This window comes from Mesorhizobium sp. M0898 (assembly GCF_040319695.1).
Lineage (GTDB): Bacteria > Pseudomonadota > Alphaproteobacteria > Rhizobiales > Rhizobiaceae > Mesorhizobium.
The window spans coordinates 1-18,290 of the sequence record NZ_JAMYOE010000033.1 but is presented as its reverse complement, the minus strand read 5'-3'; the positions used below and the strand labels follow the sequence as shown (position 1 = coordinate 18,290).

Below are 18,290 nucleotides of genomic sequence, written 5' to 3'. Positions count from 1 at the left end.
CATTTCCAGAAAACCGGAGCACGACCCATGAGCAATCATCTCAATTTTTTCATCGGCGGCAAATGGGTCGGCCCGGTGGTTCCGGCAACGCTGGATGTGATCGATCCGTCCACTGAAGAGGCCTACACCAAAATCTCGGTCGGCTCGAAAGCCGATGTCGACAAGGCCGTGGCTGCAGCCAAGGCGGCATTCCCGGCCTTTTCGCAAACGACCAAGGCCGAGCGCCTGAAGCTGCTGAAGCGTATCCTCGACGTCTACAATGAGCGCTACGAGGACATCGCCCAGGCGGTCAGCCAGGAAATGGGCGCGCCGATCAGGTGGGCGCGCGAGGCGCAGGCCTGGGCGGGCAGGGCGCACATGGAAGCTACCATCAAGGCGCTGGAGGATTACGAATTCAGCGAGAAGCGCGGCACCACCATGGTGGTCAAGGAGCCGATCGGCGTCTGCGCGCTGATTACACCGTGGAACTGGCCGCTCAACCAGATAGTCTGCAAGGTGGCGCCGGCCATCGCCGCCGGCTGCACCGTCGTTTTAAAGCCTTCCGAAATCGCGCCGATCAGCGGCATCATCTTTTCCGAGGTGATGGACGCCGCCGGCACGCCGAAGGGCGTCTACAATATGGTGAATGGCACTGGTCCGGATGTCGGCCAGGTCATGGCTGGCCATCCCGACGTCGACATGGTCTCGTTCACCGGGTCGACCCGGGCCGGCATCATTGTCGCCAAGACGGCGGCCGAGACGGTCAAGCGCGTGGCGCAGGAGCTCGGCGGCAAATCGGCCAACATCGTGCTGCCCGACGCTGACTTCGAGACGGCTGTGCGCAAGGGTGTCAACGCCTGCTTCGGCAATAGCGGCCAGTCCTGCGATGCGCCGACCCGCATGCTGGTGCCGGCCGGCCGTCACGACGAGGCGCTGACGATCGCCAGAAAGGCCGCCGAACGGCACAAGGTCGGCGACCCGCGCTCGGAGGAGACCAAGCTCGGGCCGGTGGTCAGCAACGTCCAGTTCGACAAGATCCAGCGGTTGATCGAGGCAGGTATCGCCGAGGGTGCGACGCTGGTCACCGGCGGCCCCGGCCGGCCGGAACACCTCAACCGTGGCTATTATGTGCGACCGACCGTTTTCGGCCACGTCAGGCCTGGCATGACCATCGAGAAGGAGGAGATTTTCGGGCCGGTCCTGTCGGTCATCTCCTACGATGACGATGATGATGCGGTGAAGATCGCCAACGACACCGTCTATGGCCTGGCTGCCTATGTGCAGTCCGGGGATATCGACCACGCCCGCAAGATTGCCAGCCGACTACGCGCCGGGCAGGTCTCGATCAACTATCCGGAATGGGACACGTTCGCGCCCTTCGGCGGCTACAAGCAGTCCGGCAACGGCCGCGAATACGCCGACTGGGCCATCCACGACTTCCTCGAGATCAAGGGCATCATCGGCTACGGCGCCTGAGCGTTCAACATTGGCATTACGCCAACCGTCAAGTTTGTTGCGAGCGTTGGTGCCTCGGCACCGGCGTTCGGTTGAACGGCCACGACGGCTCCGTGGCCGCAATGTGAGTGCGAAGCAGGGTCGCCTCAGATCGTCTTGAGATAGCCGGCCAACTGATCCGCCACCGTGCCCCAGCCGTCGTGAAAGCCCATCTCCTCGTGGCAAGCGTGAAAATCGCCGACGGCCGGCGAGGCCGCTGGAAAAGTCAGAGGCGCGGTTTTACGGTGCCGCTAGAATCGACCGGTCCGAGGATCCGTTTTGACGATCACCATGTACGGCATTACCAATTGCGATACGGTCAAGAAGGCGCGTTCCTGGCTGGCGAGCCATGATGTTGCCTATCGCTTTCACGACTACAGGGCAGACGGGCTTGAAGCGGATCGGCTGAACGGCTGGTCAGGCAAGGTCGGCTGGGAAATCCTGCTCAACAAGGCGAGCACAACGTTCCGTGAACTGTCGGAGGAGGACAGACTGGGCTTGGACGAGAACAAGGCCAAGGCGCTTATGCTGGCCAAACCGACGATGATCAAGCGTCCGGTGCTGGAACTTGGCGACAGGGTTCTCGTTGGCTTCAAGCCTGATGTTTATCAGCAGGCGGTGAGTGGGAAATAGAACCGACCCGCCATGATCCGTCGCGCGCCCCTCTGTCCTGCCGGACATCTCCCCCACAAGGGTGGAGATTGGCAGCTTAGGCGCTCCGCTCGCCACTGCGACCTTGGAGATTGGCGAAAGCCGGCGACATCCGATCTCCCCCCTGTTTGGACCGGAGACATCGCGCTCGTGTCCTCGAATGGCATCCGGAACCTCCCGGCGCAAAGCGCGCCAAACTGTTCGCGATGTCCTCGCACACCTGTTCGCGATGTCTCCGGTCCAAACACTCCCAAGTGGGGGAGATGGCCGGCAGGCCAGAGGGGGGCTGTCCCGCCGGCGTGACTAATTGATCCCACGTAAATAGCTCGCCAGTGCCACCGCATTGTTGTGCGCCTCGTCATGGGCGCCGTAGAGCAGCGTCACCTTGCCTTCACGGAGCAAGGCACGTAGTTCCGCCACCGCCTCGCCGTTCCGGTCGAGCTCATCGCGGTATCGCCGCTGGAACTCCGCAAAGCGCGCCGGCTCATGGCCGAACCATTTGCGCAACCCATTGCTTGGCGCGATGTCCTTTAGCCATAACGTCAGCGCCGCGTCCTCTTTGCGGACGCCGCGAGGCCATATGCGGTCGACGAGCACCCGCTGCCCGTCATCGGGCGCCGGCGGCTCATAGATGCGCTTTACCGCGAGCTCCATTGCCAATTCCGCATGGGCCAGCAGGCGCCGCTGCTTGCTGCCCTTCGTTTAGAGATCCCGGGCCTAAACCCACTCGCCCTTGCGCATCACCGGCACGCGGCTGCCGTCCTTATGGACGCCGTCTATGTCGATCTTGTCCGAGCCGATCATCCAGTCGATGTGGATGAAACTCTTGTTGCCGCCGCGCGCCGCGATCTCGTCCTGGCCGAGCGAGGCGCCGTCGACGAAGCACTTCGAATAGCACTGGCCGAGCGCGATGTGGCAGGCGGCGTTCTCGTCGAACAGCGTGTTGAAAAACAGCAGCCCGCTCTTGGCGATCGGCGAGGAATGCGGCACCAGCGCCACCTCGCCGAGACGGCGCGAGCCTTCGTCGGTGTCGAGCACCTTCTGCAGCACATCCTCGCCCTTCGTGGCCTTGGCCTCGACAATGCGGCCCGCCTCGAAACGCACCGCAATGCCGTCGATCAGGGTACCCTGATAGGACAGCGGCTTGGTGCTGGTGACATGGCCTTCGACTCGCCTTGCATGCGGCGTGGTGAAAACCTCTTCGGTCGGGATGTTGGGGTTGCAGGTGATGCCGTTCTTGGCGGTCGAGGCGCCGCCCATCCACTCGTGGCCGTCGGCCAGCCCGACGGTCAGGTCGGTACCGGGGCCGGTGAAATGCAGCGCGTGGAAATTGTGGCCGTTCAGCCATTCGGTGCGGCTCTTCAACGCCGCATTGTGCGCCGTCCAATTGCCGATCGGGTCTTCGACATCCACCCGCGAGGCGGCAAAGATAGCGTCGGCGAGCTTGGCCACGGCGACGTCGTCGGCGTCGTCCGGGAATACCTGCTTGGCCCAGGCCTGATCGGGATAGGCGACGATGTTCCAGTTGATGTCGAAGCCGGTGATCTTCTCCAGCGCCGGCTGGTAGGCCATCGAATTCGCCTTGTTGGCACGCGCCACCTTTGCCGGGTCCTGAGAAGAAAGCAGCGACGGATCCTCGCCGCGCACGGCGAGCCTCGCCGCATTGTTGGCGAAGGCTTTTGCCATGCCTTCGTAGAGCCAGCCGGCGGCGCGGTCGAAGCCGGCATCGGCGCCGTAGCGGAAGCGCGCGAGCGTGATCTCGTCGTCGTTGAAGATCGGCGTCACTAGGCCGGCACCTGCCTTGTAGGCGTGCTCGACGATCCGCCGCGTCAAAGGCAGCGCGGCGATAGACGAGGTCAGCACCAGATCCTGACCCGGCTGCAATTGCAGCCCGACCTTGACGGCGACCTCCGCCAGCCTGTCGAGCTTCACCGGGTCGATGCTTGCGGAAACGCCGCGCGAATGTGTGGTCATGATCCTGCCTGCCGTGATTGGGACTGTGTCTTACATAGACCGGCGCTGCCGACCTTTCCACCGTGATGTGCTGGCAGGCTCAGCTGGCGCTCTCGAGCGATCTGAACTGCGCCATCGTCGCCTCGATCTCTTCGCGGATCCAGGTCTTGAAATCCCTGACCTTGCGGCTTTCGCTCTTGCTGGCCGAGGTCACCAGCCAATAGCCGAGCCCGCTCTGGGCGCGTATGCCGAACGGCGCAACGAGACGGCCGTCGGCCAGCGCGTCGGCGGCCAGCAACTGCCAGCCGAGCATGACGCCGTGACCGGCAATCGCCGATTCCAGGCACAGCATCGGATCTGTGAAGCGCGCGCCTTTCATGAAGGTGACCGGCTCCACCCCGGCGGCTTCGAACCAGCTCTCCCAACTGATCATCGACCTTTCGTCGGTGATCGCACAGGTCAAAGCAAGGTCTTCGATCGATTTCAGCTTCCTGGCGATCACCGGTGCACAGACCGGAAACACCTCCTGCGCCAGCAGCAATTCGGCCCGCCCGCCCGGCCATTTGCCGTCGCCGAGCCGAATGGCGACGTCGATGTCCGAACGATCGAGATCGGCAAGCCGCACCGAGGCATCGATGCGCAGGAGCACGTTCGGATGGCGGGCAAAATGCCGTGACAGCCGCGGCAGCAGCCATTTCGAGGCGAAAGCCGGCGCCACCGAAACCACCAGCGTGCACTCCGAGCTTTCATCGGCAAGCGCCACCGCCTGTGCGAGTTCGCGGAAGCCTGCGCTGAGCCGCGCGCTAAAGACGGTGCCGAATTCGGTCGCCACCAGGCCAGCTGGCGTTCGTTCGAACAGCGCCCGGCCGAGCTGCTTTTCTGTCCGGTTGATCTGCTGGCTGACGGCGCTGACCGAGACGTTGAGCTCGCCGGCCGCCGCCGCGAGCGAGCCCAGGCGGGCAACGGTTTCCACAGCGCGCAAGCCGTTGAGATGGACGCGGTTCAGAGTAGCCATACAGTTTTTCTAAACTGGAGCGGCGGAAATCTCAATTGCCAGACGCTAACGAACGGCGGATTCTAAGTGGGTTACGCAGAGTGAGGAGGCAAATCCGATGAAGATTTTATCATGGCTCGGCGCCTTTTCCCCGATCGGAACGCAGCCGCACCGGCATGACAGCGAGGCCATCAATTGGGTGACCGATCCGCTGTCGCATCCGGTGCTCGACACCATGTCGGAGCGCGAACTCGCCGACATGCCGTTCAGGCTGACCGCGCGTCGTACCCGCTTCGAGACGGCCCCGCCAAGGACCTGCTGCGGCTGAACAAGGACTTGCTGGCACTTCAGGTGAGCCGGCCGCCGACGCGGCTGCGCAGCCCTTCTGGCCCAATAAAAGGCGGATTGTCTCGCCGGCAGGCGCACCTATGGTGCACCGCGATGAACATCGCTTCGCCCTTGCGCCTGGCAATCGCCGGCATGATCGCCCTGGCCGTCGCCATGGGCATCGGCCGTTTCGTCTATACGCCGATCCTGCCCGGCATGATGGAAGAGCTCGGCCTGTCGCCGGCCGATGCCGGCTGGATCGCATCGGCCAATTATCTCGGCTACCTCGTCGGCGCGCTTGCCGCCACCGGCGGCTGGGCGCAAGGCCGCGAGCGCCAGCTGATGCTGGCCGGCCTTGCCGCCACCGCGATCCTCGCCGGCCTGATGGGCCTGAGCGGCACCATGCCCGGCTTTCTCCTCATCCGCTTTCTTGCCGGCCTGGCCAGCGCCTTCGTGCTGGTCTTCATGACCAGCATCGTTTTCGGTCATCTCGCCGCGGCCGGGCGAAACGACCTGCAGGCGCTGTATTTCGGCGGTGTCGGCCTCGGCATCGCGGCATCCTCGGCGCTGTTGGCGCTCCTCGTCACCGAACATGCCGGCTGGGCGGCGGGCTGGCTGTGGTCGGCGGTGATTTCGGCCTGCGGCTTTGCCGCCGTCGCCTTGCTGGCCGGCGGCACCTCGGCCGCGAACAGCACCACCGGGAGCGAGCCGGCACTGCCGAAAGACCGGTCGCTGGTGAAGGTCATTGTCGCCTACGGCCTGTTCGGCTTCGGCTACATCGTCACGGCAACGTTCCTGGTCGCCATCGTCCGCCAGGGCGGCGGCGGCCGCGTCTTCGAGGCCGTGGTCTGGATGGTCACCGGCCTTGCCGGTTTCCCCTCGGTCTGGCTGTGGCAGAAGCTTACGGCCAGGATCGGGCTCTATGCCACCTACGCACTGGGGTGCCTGGTCGAGGTGGTCGGCGTCAGCGCCAGTGTCGTCATGGGCGGGCGCACCGGGCCGCTGCTCGGCGGCCTTCTTGTCGGCGGCACCTTCATAGCCATCACCGCGCTTGGCCTGCAGGCCGGCAGGCAGCTTGCTCCGCAAGCACCACGCCGGATGCTGGCGGTGATGACGGCCGCCTTCGGCCTCGGCCAGATCATCGGCCCGATCGTCGCCGGGCTGCTTGCGCAGGCCTCGGGCAACTTTTTCCTTGCCTCGATCGTGGCCGCCGCCGTCCTGCTCGCTTCCGGCGCGATCGCCTGGTCGGCTGCGCCAAAATCGCCATGATTATGGTCTTGCTCGGTTGCGGGCATCGGGCACGGGCATTTTCTTTCCCACTAATGTGTGACTTTATGCCCGCTGACCAACGCCGCTGATTTGCGCCGACCGAGGATTTCGCCACAGTGTTCGTATCGTTTTTTCCGCAGCCGAAGCTCTTTTTCACCTCGGCCGCCGTCTGGAGTGCGGTCATGGTGGCCGTGTGGTTTCTCGGCGGCGACCAGCTAGGCGCTTTGGTCGGATTTCCCCTCCCTGCAGCGGACGCGGCGCCGATCATTGGCGTTTCCGTTTTCTGGTCGCCTCCGTTCCTTTGGTTCTACATCTATTTTACACTTGGTGTGCTGCTCTTTTACGCCTTCTGGCATTGGTATTCCCCGCACCCGTGGGACCGCTGGTCGATCCTTGGCAGCTCGCTGATCTTGTTCACGACCTATTTTCAGGTTCAGGTGAGTGTAGCGATCAATGCCTGGTACGGGCCGTTCTGGGATCTGATCCAGGGCATTGTGAGCAAAAGTGTGAAGGCGACAGAGTATGATGTTTATGCGCAGTTAATAACTTTCCTCGGCATCGCTCTGGTGGCTGTTACTGTTTACGTTCTGACAAATTTCTTTGTAAGCCATTGGGTGTTTCGCTGGCGGACAGCGATGAACGACTACTACATGTCCTATTGGCCTAGGGTGCGGAGCATCGAGGGAGCTTCCCAGCGCGTGCAGGAAGACACGATGCGCTTTTCAAAGATCATGGAAGATCTTGGGACCAGCTTTATTGATTCGATAATGACTTTGATCGCCTTCATGCCGATTTTGCTTGCCTACTCAAAGCACATTACGGCATTGCCTTTCATCGGTCAGGTGCCGCAGCCGTTGGTTTTGGCTGCGATCTTCTGGGCGATGTTTGGGACGGTATGCATTGCCACCGCCGGCATAAAGCTGCCCGGCTTGCAGTTTCGCAACCAGCGCGTCGAAGCCGCTTACCGCAAGGAACTTGTTTATGGTGAGGACGATCAGTCCCGAGCGCAGCCGCCGACCGTTTCCGAATTGTTCGGAAATGTGCGCCAGAACTACTTCCGGCTCTATTTCCACTACGTCTATTTCAATGTGGTCCGCTATCTCTACTTGCAACTAAATACCATATTCCCTCTTTTTTTGATGACTCCTTCGTTGGTCGCCGGAACCTTGACGTTGGGTCTCGTCAACCAAGTCAATTCCGCGTTCAGCCAAGTGACCAGCTCGTTCCAATATCTTGTTAATTCCTGGTCAACGATCGTTGAGCTCTTGTCAGTCCACAAGCGGCTGCGAGCGTTCGAAGCCACGATCAAGGGCGAGCCGCTGCCGGCGATCGACCAGCACTATCTGGAACGTGAGCAAGCCGGGCTGCGTCCTGAGGACCAGCCGGCAAGCTAAGACTGGCGGGCGGCGATCACTTGCGGCTCAGCCGCCCACCGCCGCCTGCCTTTCGCCTCGCCGCGAAACATAATCGCGAAAGCTGATGCACTCGACGTCCGCTTTGACGCAGACCTCGCCGGCAAAGCGTTCCAGCGCGTTCCAGTAGGCGCCGTCATTCATCAGCGTGAAATGGAAGCCGAGCTCCAGCGGAATGCGCTTGCCCCGGTATTGCGCATCGAAGGCGGCGCGGAACGCGTGATAGGTCCGCTCAGTGAACTCCTCCGCCATGCTCGGCCGCTCGAAGCCGCCGGAATGTCTGACATAGAGATTGTAATCCATGGCGATCACCCGCCTTGAGCTCGGCCCTTCCGGGATCTGCGGCAGCGAAAAGCGCGTGATGCCGCTGACGGTCGGTGGCTCGACCGGCCCACGCGAGACGCCGCTTGCGTCGAGCAGGAAACCGGCCGCGGGCAGCGCCTCGTAGAGCGCCTTGTTTGCCGACAGGTAGGGCGCGCGAAACCCGACCACCGATTTGCGGGCGAAATCGCGCCAGCCCGTTGGTTCGGGTGCGATGCCGTTGATCGAATAGGCGTTTTCGAGAATATGCTTGAACGAGCCGAACTCGCTTAGCCAGTCGGCTTTGCTCCAGTCCTTGCCGTCGAAATGGCCGCAGCCATGGCTGCCGATATCGTGGCCTTCCGAGGCGGCAAGATTGATCTGCTCGAGCCGGTCGGCGACTTCCTGTTTGGAGGCGGCAAAGCCGATGTTCGATTTGCCTTCTGTCTTGCCGGGCGCGGTATATTGCTTGCGTGTCTCGGGCGACAGCAGGAACACGCAGGAGACAAAATAGGTGAAATGCGCACCTGTGCGTGCGGCCAGCGCCCGGCTGCGCTGCCACTGCGAAATGTCGCGGGCGCTGTCGAATGAGATGATGACGATCTGTTTCGGCTTTGCCGGCGCCGTCGGCGGGTCGGCAAAAGCTGTGCCGGTAGCAAGCGCGGCAATGGAAAACGCAATAACGCGGGACAAACGGGGCAAAGGCATCTGACTTGATTAGGGAATGTAGAAGCACCGCCTACCGGTGAAATATGGCACGGGTGCGATCGACCTGTGCGGCCGCCGTTGGCGGTGACTGCCTCGTGAATAGGCGATTTTCCTGCCGAACCCCTTCCATGCCGGCAAAATTTCGCTAAAACGCGGGCTCATCAACCGCCCCGGCCGGGGCATGAATGGTTTTGATCCATGTCGGACGACAGTTTTATCCGCGAAGTCAACGAAGAGATTCGTCGCGACCAGGCGCATGCGCTGTGGGACCGTTTCGGTCCCGCCTTGCTCGTGCTGGCCGTGCTGGTCGTGCTCGGCACTGCCGCTGTCGTCGGCTACCGCTATTGGGACGAGACCCGCGCCAACCGCTCGGGCGATGCCTTCTCGCAGGCGCTGAAGCTCGCCAATGACGGCAAGAACGACGAGGCGCTTGCCGCTCTGGAGGCGTTGGAGAAGGACGGCTACGGCGCCTATCCGCTGCTCGCCCGCATGCGCGCGGCAACCGTCAAGGCGGACAAGGGCGACGTCGACGCCGCCGTCAAGGATTTCGACGAGGTCGCCGCCGACACCAAGATCCCCTCCGGCATTCGCGACATGGCTCGTCTCAGGGCAGCGCTGCTTCTGGTCGACCACGGCTCTTTCGCCGATGTCTCCAGCCGCGTCGAGGCGCTCACCGCCGACACCAACACGCTGCGCCATACGGCGCGCGAGGCGCTTGGCCTTGCCGCCTGGAAGGAAGGCAAGGCGGCGGATGCATTGAAGCTGTTCGACCAGATCGCCGCGGATGATGGCGCCCCGCGCAACACGCGCGAGCGGGCGACTTTGATGTCCGAGCTGATCCGCGGCTCGGGCGGCGTGTCGTGATAGTCCATGACCTTCAAAGTCGCCATCATCGGCCGGCCTAACGTCGGCAAATCGACCCTTTTCAATCGGCTGGTGGGAAGGAAGCTGGCGCTTGTCGACGATACGCCCGGCGTCACCCGCGATCGCCGCGTCCATGCCGCAAAACTCTACGATCTGCATTTCGACGTTATCGACACCGCCGGCTTCGAGGATGCGGCGGCCTCGACGCTGCCCGGCCGCATGCGCGCCCAGACCGAGATCGCCATCCGCGAAGCCGACCTGATCTTTTTCACGATCGATGCCAAGTCCGGGCTGATGCCCGACGACAAGACCTTCGCCGAGATCGTGCGCAAGTCCGGCAAGCCGGTTGTCGTCGTCGCCAACAAGGCCGAGGCGCGCGGCGCCCAGGGCGGCATGCTGGAGGCCTGGGAGCTCGGCCTTGGCGAACCGATCCCGGTCTCGGCCGAACACGGCCAGGGCCTGCCCGATTTGCGCGACGCGGTGATCGCGGCACTGGGCGAGGCGCGCGCCTTCGGCGAGGACGAAGAGGCCGGCGAGGATGAGGTCGCCGCCAGCGAGGTGCTGATCGGCGAGGACATCACCGACCCGGACGCCGAGCCGAGCTATGACGACACCAAGCCGATGCGCATCGCCGTCGTCGGCCGCCCCAACGCCGGCAAGTCGACGCTGATCAACGCACTAATCGGCGAGGAGCGGCTGTTGACCGGCCCTGAGGCCGGCATCACTCGCGATTCCATCTCGGTCGACTGGGACTGGCATGGCCGCCGCTTAAAATTGTTCGACACCGCCGGCATGCGCCGCAAGGCCAGGATCCACGAAAAGCTCGAAGTGATGTCGGTGCAGGACGGCTTGCGCGCCATCCGCTTTGCCGAAATCGTCATCATCGTGCTCGACGCCACCATTCCCTTCGAGAAGCAGGATCTGCAGATCGCCGATCTGATCATCCGCGAGGGCCGTGCCCCGGTGATCGCCTTCAACAAATGGGATCTTGTCGACCATCCCCAGGAGCTGCTGGCCGAGCTGCGCGAAAAAACCGAGCGGCTGCTGCCGCAGGCGCGCGGCATGCAGGCGGTGCCGGTGTCGGCCGAGACCGGGCGTGGCCTCGACAAGCTGATGGATGCCGTCATCCGGACGCATCGAGTTTGGAACAGCCGTGTGTCGACCGGCAAGCTCAACCGCTGGCTGGAAGGCATCCTGGCGCATCATCCGCCGCCCGCTGTCGCCGGGCGTCGGCTGAAGATCAAATATGTCACGCAGGCCAAGACGCGGCCGCCGGGCTTCGTCGTCTCCTGCTCACGGCCGGATGCGATGCCGCAATCCTACGTCCGCTATCTCTCGAACAGCCTGCGCGAGGCTTTCGACATGCCCGGCGTGCCGATCCGCATCGCCTTGCGCACCTCGGACAATCCTTTCGCCGGCAAGGCAAAGAAGCGCCACTGAACCTCTGCCTTTACGCTACGTTGCGCAGAACGGGCGCCGGTTGCGTCTGCGGCAAGGCTTCCAACGCTGCCTGCAGCAGGATGTCGCCAAGCCGCGCTGCCACGGGGTCGGGCTCGGCCTCCTTGCGATGCAGGAACAGCGCCATCTTGGGCAAGGCGGGCAGCCCGGCGATCTCCGGCGTCATCGCCCTGACGCTGGCCGGCAGGCCGATATCGGTGCGGATCGTCAGTCCGAGCCCGGCGGCGACGGCTGCCCAGATGCCGCCAAGGCTCGGGCTGGAGAAGGCCATCCGCCATGCCAGGCCGGCGCGGTCGAGCGTTTCGGTCGCCACGCTGCGCAGCAGGCACGGCGCTTCGAGCGCCACCAGCGGCAACGCCTCGCCATCGCGCAGGCTGGTCTCGATCTGTTTTGCCGGGCCGATCCAGCGCATCTGGACGTCGGCGAGATGCCGGCTGTAGGGCAGCGTCGCGCCATTGTGCCAGGCAAGCGCGATATCGAGGCTGCCCGAAATGACCCGTTCGGCAAGCTCATGGCTGCGTGCGATCCTGGCCTCGATCTTGACCTTGGGATGGGCGCGGGCGAAGCGCCCGAGCACCTCCGGCAGCACCGCCTCGCCGAAATCCTCCTGTAGCCCAAGCCGCACCCAACCCTCCAGCTCGACATCGTGGATGGCGGAGGCGGCCTCGTCATTGAGCTCGATCAGCCGCCTCGCGTAGCCGAGCATGGTCTCGCCCGCGTCCGTCAGCGCCAGGCCACGTCCAGATTTGCGGAAGATCGGCGTCGCCGCCTGCTCCTCCAGCCTCTTCAATTGCGCACTGATTGCCGAGGTCGAGCGGCCGAGCCGGTCGGCGGCCTTGGCGAAGCTGCCCAGCTCCATGCCGGTAACGAAGCTGCGCAGAACGTCGAGATCGAATGTCACGCGTCGCATGCCAATAATCCTGATATTCGGGACATTACGTCAAAAACTTCCTGATATTCAGTACGAAGCTATGGCGGTAGAGAGAGCGCGTCAAGACCGAATGCAGCCGACCCATGCAGGAGCTGAACCATGTCCGCTGTCGCCACACGAGCAGAATGCAAACCGCTTCGCCCGGCCGCCGTTGCCGCCCCGTCAGAAGCGGCGGCACTTCGAGCCAGTCATCGCTGGAAGGTGCTGGGCATCGGCGTCGCCGCCAATGCCTGCTTCTCCGCGACCTTCTCCGGCATTCCGGCCACGGCGGTGTTCCTGCGCTCGGGCTATCATCTCTCCAATGGCGAGCTCGGCCTGGCGCTTGGTCTTCTCGGCCTGGGTGTGGCGCTGAGCGAATTGCCGTGGGGGCTGCTGACCGATCGCTGGGGCGACCGCCGCGTGCTGCTGACGGGGCTCGGCGCAACCGCGGTCTGGCTGCTTGTCATGGCCGCGCTGGTCGTGCCGTCATCGGCCCATATTCCCGGCATCGCGCTTCTCGCCGCTGCCCTGCTGGTCACCGGATTGCTCGGCGGCAGCGTCAACGGCTCCAGCGGCCGCGCCATCATGGCCTGGTTCGGCGAAGGCGAGCGCGGCTTTGCCATGTGCATCAGGCAGACGGCGGTGCCGCTTGGCGGCGGGCTTGGCGCGCTGGTGCTGCCGTCGCTCGCTTCAGCCCATGGCTTCACGGCAGTCTTCGGACTTCTGGCGGCTGCCTCCGCGGTCTCGACCTCGCTCGCCTGGCGCTGGCTGCATCAGCCGCCGGCGCATGACGACGCCCGTTCGAGCAGCGCGGCAAAGCCTGCCGGCCCGGCGCCGCTGCGCAACCCGGCCGTCTGGCGCATCGCGACAGCCATTGGCCTGCTTTGCTTTCCGCAGGTGGCGGTGCTCACCTTTGCTTCCGTGTTCCTGCATGATTTCGCCGGCATGGGAACAGCCGTGGTCAGCGCCAGCCTGGCTGCCGTGCAGGTCGGCGCCATGGTCATGCGCGTCTGGAGCGGCCGCTACACCGACCGTCACGGCAACCGCCGGTCGTTCCTGCGTCTGTGCAGCATGCTGAGCATGGCCGCCTTCACCGTGCTTGCGGCGCTCGTCTTGTTTTCGGCCCAATTCTTGTCAGGCCAAGCGCCGATGCTGTCGCCGGCGATCGTCGCGGTGCTGGCCGTGGCCGGCATCTGCGTCTCCTCCTGGCACGGCGTTGCCTACACCGAGCTTGCAACGCTGGCCGGCGCCAGCCAGGCCGGGACGGCGCTCGGCCTCGCCAACAGTCTGGTCTTCATCGCCTTCTTCCTGGTGCCGATCGCCATTCCCGGGCTTCTCGTGCTCTGCTCGTGGGCAGGCGTCTGGCTGGGTGCGGCTATTTGCGCGCTGATCGCGTGGCCGATCTTTCTTCCGCCAACGGATAGCCGCAAAAGCGCCTGACTTCGACACGAGATGGGAAAACAACGTTCTAAGCTGTTAACGCCCCATCAAGGTTAATGCATCATTGTAGCTCTCCAGTGGGGTCCGTCGCGTTTCTGGAGAGTTCCGTGCATCGACGTGTTTTGACGCGGCTTGTCGCCGCCGCCGGTGAGAAAAAGCGTTCCTTCCTGTCTCCCCTCGTTATTGGCCTTGGCATCTGGATCGGCTTTCCAACGGTCGCTGCCTATCAGGACATGACCAGCCTCGTCTCCGGCCTGGAGGCGCCGAGCGTCCGCTGGAACGCCTATGTCGAGAAATCCGTCGCCGGCTCCGTTCACGCAGCCGAAATGCCCTTCCTCGATTCCAGCAGCACCGGCTCACTCTCCGGGTCCGGTGTCCAGTTGCCCGGCATCGGCGCCGTTTCGTTTCGCGGCAAGGGCGGCATCGCCGGCACGACGCCGGACGAGAACCGCATCACGCGTGCCGACAAGAAGGGCCGCATCATCCAGGTCTCGCCCGTCTCGCCTCCGAAGAACTTCAACGCCGGCTCGATCTTCGAGCGCACCTCTTCGCTGCTCCGCCCAAGCATGGACAGCGGCCTGAGGATGGCTTTCGCCAAGCCCGAGATCAAAGGCAAGGAAATCCAGATCGCCGCCGCCTTCCACACGCGCATCGACAAGAAGCCGGATCCCGGCGTACCGGCGATGCTTGCCGCGCTGGTCAACAATGATCATCCTGACGTGCTGGCGACCGCCTACGCCTCGTCCGCTCCCGACTATGCACAGGCGTCGCCCTTCGAGGCCTTGCTGCAGGACGAGGACCCGAACGACGGCCGCTTCATTCCGCCGCTGAGCAAGGGCGATCATTCCTGGATGCAGACGCCGCTGCCGGCGAGCGCCTTTTCCAAGCCGGAGCAGGCCTGTCTCGCCAACGGCATCTATTTCGAAGCGCGCGGCGAATCCGTGCGCGGCCAGGCCGCCGTCGCCCAGGTCATCCTCAACCGCGTCCGCAACCCCGCCTATCCGAACTCGATCTGCGGCGTCGTCTACCAGAACGACAACTGGTTCAACCGCTGCCAGTTTTCCTTCGCCTGCGACGGCAGGAAGAAGCGCATCGACAACCCCGCTGCCTACAAGACCGCCCAGGATGTCGCCATGGCCGTCACAGCCGGCAAGATCTTCATTCCGGAAGTCGGCTCGTCGACCCATTATTACGCCAACTACGTCCATCCGGGCTGGGCGCGGACGATGCAGAAAATGACCAGGATCGGCCTGCACATCTTCTACCGCACCTATGGTGGCGGCTGGAGCTGAGCGCTCGGGCAGCCCTTGCGTCTTTCGCGCAAGAGCGGCCGATCGAAGACGCATCGCCGCGGGGATTCGGCCGCAGCCCGCCAGAGACCGCGTCGGGCACGATGTCGCACCCGAGCAAGTGGCTGATTTATAACGAAAAAATACTTGAGCTTGAACGTCCGCCCGTGGCTTGACGGGCGCGGACCCTCTAACTATGTTGCCGGCGACTTTAAGAAGCGGACGGACGGTGACGGTCTGACCGGGCAGGGGGGTTGCGTGGCCGACAAGAATGGGCCAGACGGAACCGGCAAAACCGGCCGCGGCAAGCAGCATGAAGCCGACATCCGCGACGACGATCTTGAGCGCCGCCGGCGCGACCTTGAAGCATCGCTTGCGACAAGGCGGCCGGACCGGCTCGAGGGGAAAGACGACGGGAAAACGGGCAGTGTGGCCGGGTACGGCCAGGCGCTCAAGCTGTCCAGCGAGTTCATCGCCGGGATAGTGGTCGGTGCGGCTCTCGGCTGGTTTATCGATCGCGTGGCGGGGACATCGCCATGGGGTCTGATAGTCGGGCTGCTGCTGGGTTTTGTCGCCGGCGTGCTCAACGTCCTGCGTTCAGCCGGGCTTGTGTCGGAATTCGGAACGGGCGACAAACCGCGCGATCCGAAAGAATGAATTGAGGCGCCGCATACCGGCGCATTGAACAGAATGCTGAAGCCGTCTGCGGCTTTGATGGGGATTTAAAGTGGCTGCTGACAAGGTCGATCCGATCCACCAGTTCCAGATCCATCCGATCATTCCGATTCACATCGGCGGCTACGACCTGTCCTTCACCAATTCGGCTCTGTTCATGCTTGCGACGGTCGCTGTCGCATCGGCGTTTCTCTACCTCAGCACGTCGAGCCGCAGCCTGGTTCCGGGCCGCCTTCAGTCGGTCTCGGAAATGGCCTATGAATTTGTCGGCAATATGCTGAGGGACGCCGCGGGCACGCAAGGCATGAAGTTCTTCCCCTTCGTGTTCTCGCTGTTTATGTTCGTGCTTGTCGCCAACCTGCTTGGCCTGTTCCCGTATTTCTTCACCATCACCAGCCACATCATCGTCACTTTCGGCCTCGCTGCGCTGGTGATCGGAACGGTCCTCGTCTACGGCTTCACCAAGCACGGCCTTGGCTTCCTGAAGCTGTTCGTCCCGCATGGCGTGCCGGTCTACCTGCTGCCGCTGGTGGTGCTGATCGAGGTGATTTCCTTCGTCTCGCGTCCGGTCAGCCTGTCGGTTCGTCTGTTCGCCAACATGCTCGCCGGTCACATCACGCTGAAGGTGTTCTCGGGGTTTGTTGTCAGCCTGAGCGCGCTCGGCGCGGTCGGCGTGGCTGGTTCGGTTCTGCCGCTGGCGATGGCCGTGGCGCTGACGGCGCTGGAGCTGCTGGTCGCGTTCCTGCAGGCCTACGTCTTTGCGGTGCTGACCTGCATGTATCTCAACGACGCCCTGCATCCCGGGCACTGACAAGGTTTCCGGCATTGCCGCCGGATCGATTTTGCAACGGAATTTTAGATCCAAAGGAGTTGAACAAATGGACGCAGAAGCAGCAAAGTACATCGGTGCCGGCATCGCATGCCTCGGCATGGGCGGCGCGGGCATTGGCCTCGGCAACATTTTCGGCAGCTATCTGGCGGGCGCGCTGCGCAACCCGTCGGCAGCCGACGGCCAGTTCGGCCGCCTGATCTTCGGCTTCGCCGTGACCGAAGCGCTGGGTATTTTCTCGCTTCTCATCGCGCTTCTCGCTTTGTTCGGCTGAATGCTTGTTCGGCTGAACATTGGGAAGAATTGAACAGGCCGGCCGCGATCCTGCGGCGGGCCTGAATTTCGGGGATAGTCCATGTTCGTGACATCTGCCTTTGCGCAAGAGTCCGCGCCCGCCGTCGAAGGCGGCAGCGCTGGCACCGGCGTGCCTGCCGAGGCGCACGGCACGTTCCCGCCATTCAATCCGGCGACGTACCCCTCGCAGCTTCTATGGCTGGCAATCACCTTCGGGCTGTTTTATCTCTTCTTGAAACGGGTGGTGATGCCGCGCGTTGGCGGCATCATCGACGTGCGCAACGACCGCATTACCCAGGATCTCGACCATGCTGCCCGGCTGAAAAGCGAGGCCGATGCCGCCGTTGCCGCCTATGAGCAGGAATTGGCGGAAGCCAAGGGCAAGGCCAATGCGATCGGCCAGCAGGCCAACGATGCGGCCAAGGCGGAAGCCGAGGCTGCCCGCAAGACGATCGAGGCAGCGCTTGACCAGAAGCTTGGCGAGGCCGAGGCGCGTATATCTTCCATCAAGGCCAATGCCATGAAGGAAGTCGGCACGATCGCCGAGGACACCGCTTCGGCCATCGTCGAGGCGCTTGTCGGCGGCAAGGCCACCAAGGCCGAAATCGCGGCCGCGGTCAAATCCGTGGCCGGGTGAGGAGCGCATCATGGACGCCACATCTCTCGCGACGCTTTGGGCAACTGTTGCCCTCGTAATCTTCCTCGGCATCGCCATCTACATCAAGGTGCCGGGCATGATCGCCAAGGCGCTTGATGCGCGTGCCGACAAGATCAGCTCCGAGCTCGAGGAAGCGCGCCGGTTGCGCGAAGAAGCCCAGCAGCTGCTTGGCCAATACCAGCGCAAGCGCAAGGAAGCCGAGCAGGAGGCCGCGGCCATCGTCGCCGCCGCCAAGCGCGAAGCCGACATGCTTGCCGCCGAGGCGCACAAGAAGACCGAGGACTATGTCGCTCGGCGCACCGCCTTGGCCGAGCAGAAGATCGGCCAGGCCGAGCGCGAAGCGATCGGCGAAGTGCGTGCCAGCGCTGTCGACATCGCGGTCGAAGCCGCGCGGGCGCTGCTGGCCGGCAAGATCGACGCCAAGGCCGGCGCCGACCTGTTCAACGCCTCGCTGCAGGATTTGAAGTCGAAGCTGAACTGAACGGCTGCATGAACAAGTCATCGAAGCCGCCCGGGAAACCTGGCGGCTTTTTTGTTGGCGAAAGCGACTGAGCGCGTAATCTCCCCCCTTGAGGGGGAGATGTCGCCGAAGGCGACAGAGGGGGTCGGTACGTCCTGGCGCGACGCCCTATGGAACGAAAGAGAACGATAGTGTGCTGAAGGTTCTGCAAAAAGTTTTGGAGAGAGAACGGGGCTTGCTCTGAGGGGCGAGCGGCCATGGCACGGTGGTGACGTTGCGATCACCGATTCCCGTGGAAGGGGAAGTGCCATGACCAATCGAGACGT

19 protein-coding genes are annotated in these 18,290 nt (G+C 63.5%); 14 read left to right on the top strand and 5 right to left on the bottom strand.

Going from position 1 to position 18,290, the window contains the following annotated elements:
- Positions 1-27: 27 nt before the first annotated feature.
- Positions 28-1,455 (top strand): aldehyde dehydrogenase family protein, encoded by a 1,428-nt coding sequence (locus tag NKH90_RS26045; RefSeq protein WP_352821812.1) that lies wholly within the window; start codon positions 28-30, stop codon positions 1,453-1,455.
- Between the two features lie 297 nt (positions 1,456-1,752).
- Positions 1,753-2,106 carry an ArsC family reductase gene (locus NKH90_RS26040; RefSeq protein WP_352821810.1) on the top strand — a complete coding sequence of 118 codons (354 nt, stop codon included), beginning with the start codon at positions 1,753-1,755 and terminating at the stop codon, positions 2,104-2,106.
- 321 nt (positions 2,107-2,427) lie between these two features.
- Here NKH90_RS26040 and NKH90_RS26035 read toward each other — a convergent pair whose 3' ends face one another.
- The 3 genes from NKH90_RS26035 to NKH90_RS26025 all read right to left on the bottom strand — a co-directional run bounded on the left by NKH90_RS26035 (position 2,428) and on the right by NKH90_RS26025 (position 5,092).
- Positions 2,428-2,784 carry a DUF488 domain-containing protein gene (locus NKH90_RS26035; protein WP_352821807.1) on the bottom strand — a complete coding sequence of 119 codons (357 nt, stop codon included), beginning with the start codon at positions 2,782-2,784 and terminating at the stop codon, positions 2,428-2,430.
- A 57-nt stretch (positions 2,785-2,841) separates the two neighbouring features.
- Complete coding sequence (locus NKH90_RS26030) at positions 2,842-4,098, bottom strand: aminopeptidase (protein ID WP_352821804.1); 1,257 nt, start codon at positions 4,096-4,098, stop codon at positions 2,842-2,844.
- Between the two features lie 79 nt (positions 4,099-4,177).
- Positions 4,178-5,092, bottom strand: a complete 915-nt coding sequence (locus tag NKH90_RS26025; RefSeq protein ID WP_352821802.1) for a LysR substrate-binding domain-containing protein — start codon at positions 5,090-5,092, stop codon at positions 4,178-4,180.
- A 97-nt stretch (positions 5,093-5,189) separates the two neighbouring features.
- On the opposite strand from NKH90_RS26025, the gene NKH90_RS26020 reads away from it, so the two are divergent.
- The 3 genes from NKH90_RS26020 (at position 5,190) to sbmA (ending at position 8,061) form a co-directional block, all read left to right on the top strand.
- Complete coding sequence (locus tag NKH90_RS26020; protein ID WP_352473371.1) at positions 5,190-5,399, top strand: hypothetical protein; 210 nt, start codon at positions 5,190-5,192, stop codon at positions 5,397-5,399.
- 113 nt (positions 5,400-5,512) lie between these two features.
- A complete protein-coding gene (locus NKH90_RS26015; RefSeq protein ID WP_352821801.1) occupies positions 5,513-6,667 on the top strand; it encodes a YbfB/YjiJ family MFS transporter in 1,155 nt (384 codons plus the stop codon).
- A gap of 116 nt (positions 6,668-6,783) precedes the next feature.
- The gene (gene sbmA / locus NKH90_RS26010; RefSeq protein ID WP_352473368.1) at positions 6,784-8,061 is read left to right on the top strand and encodes a peptide antibiotic transporter SbmA; all 1,278 of its coding nucleotides are present in this window, start codon (positions 6,784-6,786) and stop codon (positions 8,059-8,061) included.
- Between the two features lie 27 nt (positions 8,062-8,088).
- Here sbmA and NKH90_RS26005 read toward each other — a convergent pair whose 3' ends face one another.
- On the bottom strand, positions 8,089-9,081 hold the full coding sequence (locus NKH90_RS26005; protein WP_352821886.1) for a polysaccharide deacetylase family protein: 993 nt from the start codon (positions 9,079-9,081) through the stop codon (positions 8,089-8,091).
- A gap of 204 nt (positions 9,082-9,285) precedes the next feature.
- Between NKH90_RS26005 and NKH90_RS26000 the strand changes: the two genes are divergently transcribed.
- Together NKH90_RS26000 and der are read left to right on the top strand one after the other, a co-directional pair.
- Positions 9,286-9,951 (top strand): tetratricopeptide repeat protein, encoded by a 666-nt coding sequence (locus NKH90_RS26000; RefSeq protein ID WP_023674063.1) that lies wholly within the window; start codon positions 9,286-9,288, stop codon positions 9,949-9,951.
- 6 nt (positions 9,952-9,957) lie between these two features.
- Positions 9,958-11,391, top strand: coding sequence for a ribosome biogenesis GTPase Der (gene der / locus NKH90_RS25995; protein WP_352682787.1), 1,434 nt, complete (start codon positions 9,958-9,960; stop codon positions 11,389-11,391).
- Between the two features lie 10 nt (positions 11,392-11,401).
- On the opposite strand, the gene NKH90_RS25990 is transcribed toward der, so the two are convergent.
- Entirely contained in the window at positions 11,402-12,319 is a 918-nt protein-coding gene (locus NKH90_RS25990; protein WP_352821798.1) for a LysR substrate-binding domain-containing protein, read from the bottom strand.
- A gap of 120 nt (positions 12,320-12,439) precedes the next feature.
- On the opposite strand from NKH90_RS25990, the gene NKH90_RS25985 reads away from it, so the two are divergent.
- The 7 genes from NKH90_RS25985 to NKH90_RS25955 all read left to right on the top strand — a co-directional run bounded on the left by NKH90_RS25985 (position 12,440) and on the right by NKH90_RS25955 (position 17,985).
- Complete coding sequence (locus NKH90_RS25985) at positions 12,440-13,759, top strand: MFS transporter (protein WP_352821796.1); 1,320 nt, start codon at positions 12,440-12,442, stop codon at positions 13,757-13,759.
- Between the two features lie 107 nt (positions 13,760-13,866).
- Positions 13,867-15,051, top strand: coding sequence for a cell wall hydrolase (locus NKH90_RS25980; RefSeq protein WP_352821794.1), 1,185 nt, complete (start codon positions 13,867-13,869; stop codon positions 15,049-15,051).
- A 255-nt stretch (positions 15,052-15,306) separates the two neighbouring features.
- Positions 15,307-15,705 (top strand): AtpZ/AtpI family protein, encoded by a 399-nt coding sequence (locus NKH90_RS25975; protein ID WP_352473359.1) that lies wholly within the window; start codon positions 15,307-15,309, stop codon positions 15,703-15,705.
- A gap of 70 nt (positions 15,706-15,775) precedes the next feature.
- Positions 15,776-16,534 carry a F0F1 ATP synthase subunit A gene (locus NKH90_RS25970; RefSeq protein WP_352501993.1) on the top strand — a complete coding sequence of 253 codons (759 nt, stop codon included), beginning with the start codon at positions 15,776-15,778 and terminating at the stop codon, positions 16,532-16,534.
- Positions 16,535-16,601: 67 nt separating this feature from the next.
- A complete protein-coding gene (locus NKH90_RS25965; RefSeq protein WP_006206606.1) occupies positions 16,602-16,826 on the top strand; it encodes a F0F1 ATP synthase subunit C in 225 nt (74 codons plus the stop codon).
- Positions 16,827-16,907: 81 nt separating this feature from the next.
- Positions 16,908-17,483, top strand: a complete 576-nt coding sequence (locus NKH90_RS25960) for a F0F1 ATP synthase subunit B (RefSeq protein WP_352821791.1) — start codon at positions 16,908-16,910, stop codon at positions 17,481-17,483.
- Between the two features lie 10 nt (positions 17,484-17,493).
- Entirely contained in the window at positions 17,494-17,985 is a 492-nt protein-coding gene (locus NKH90_RS25955) for a F0F1 ATP synthase subunit B (protein WP_023674071.1), read from the top strand.
- Positions 17,986-18,290 lie beyond the last annotated feature (305 nt).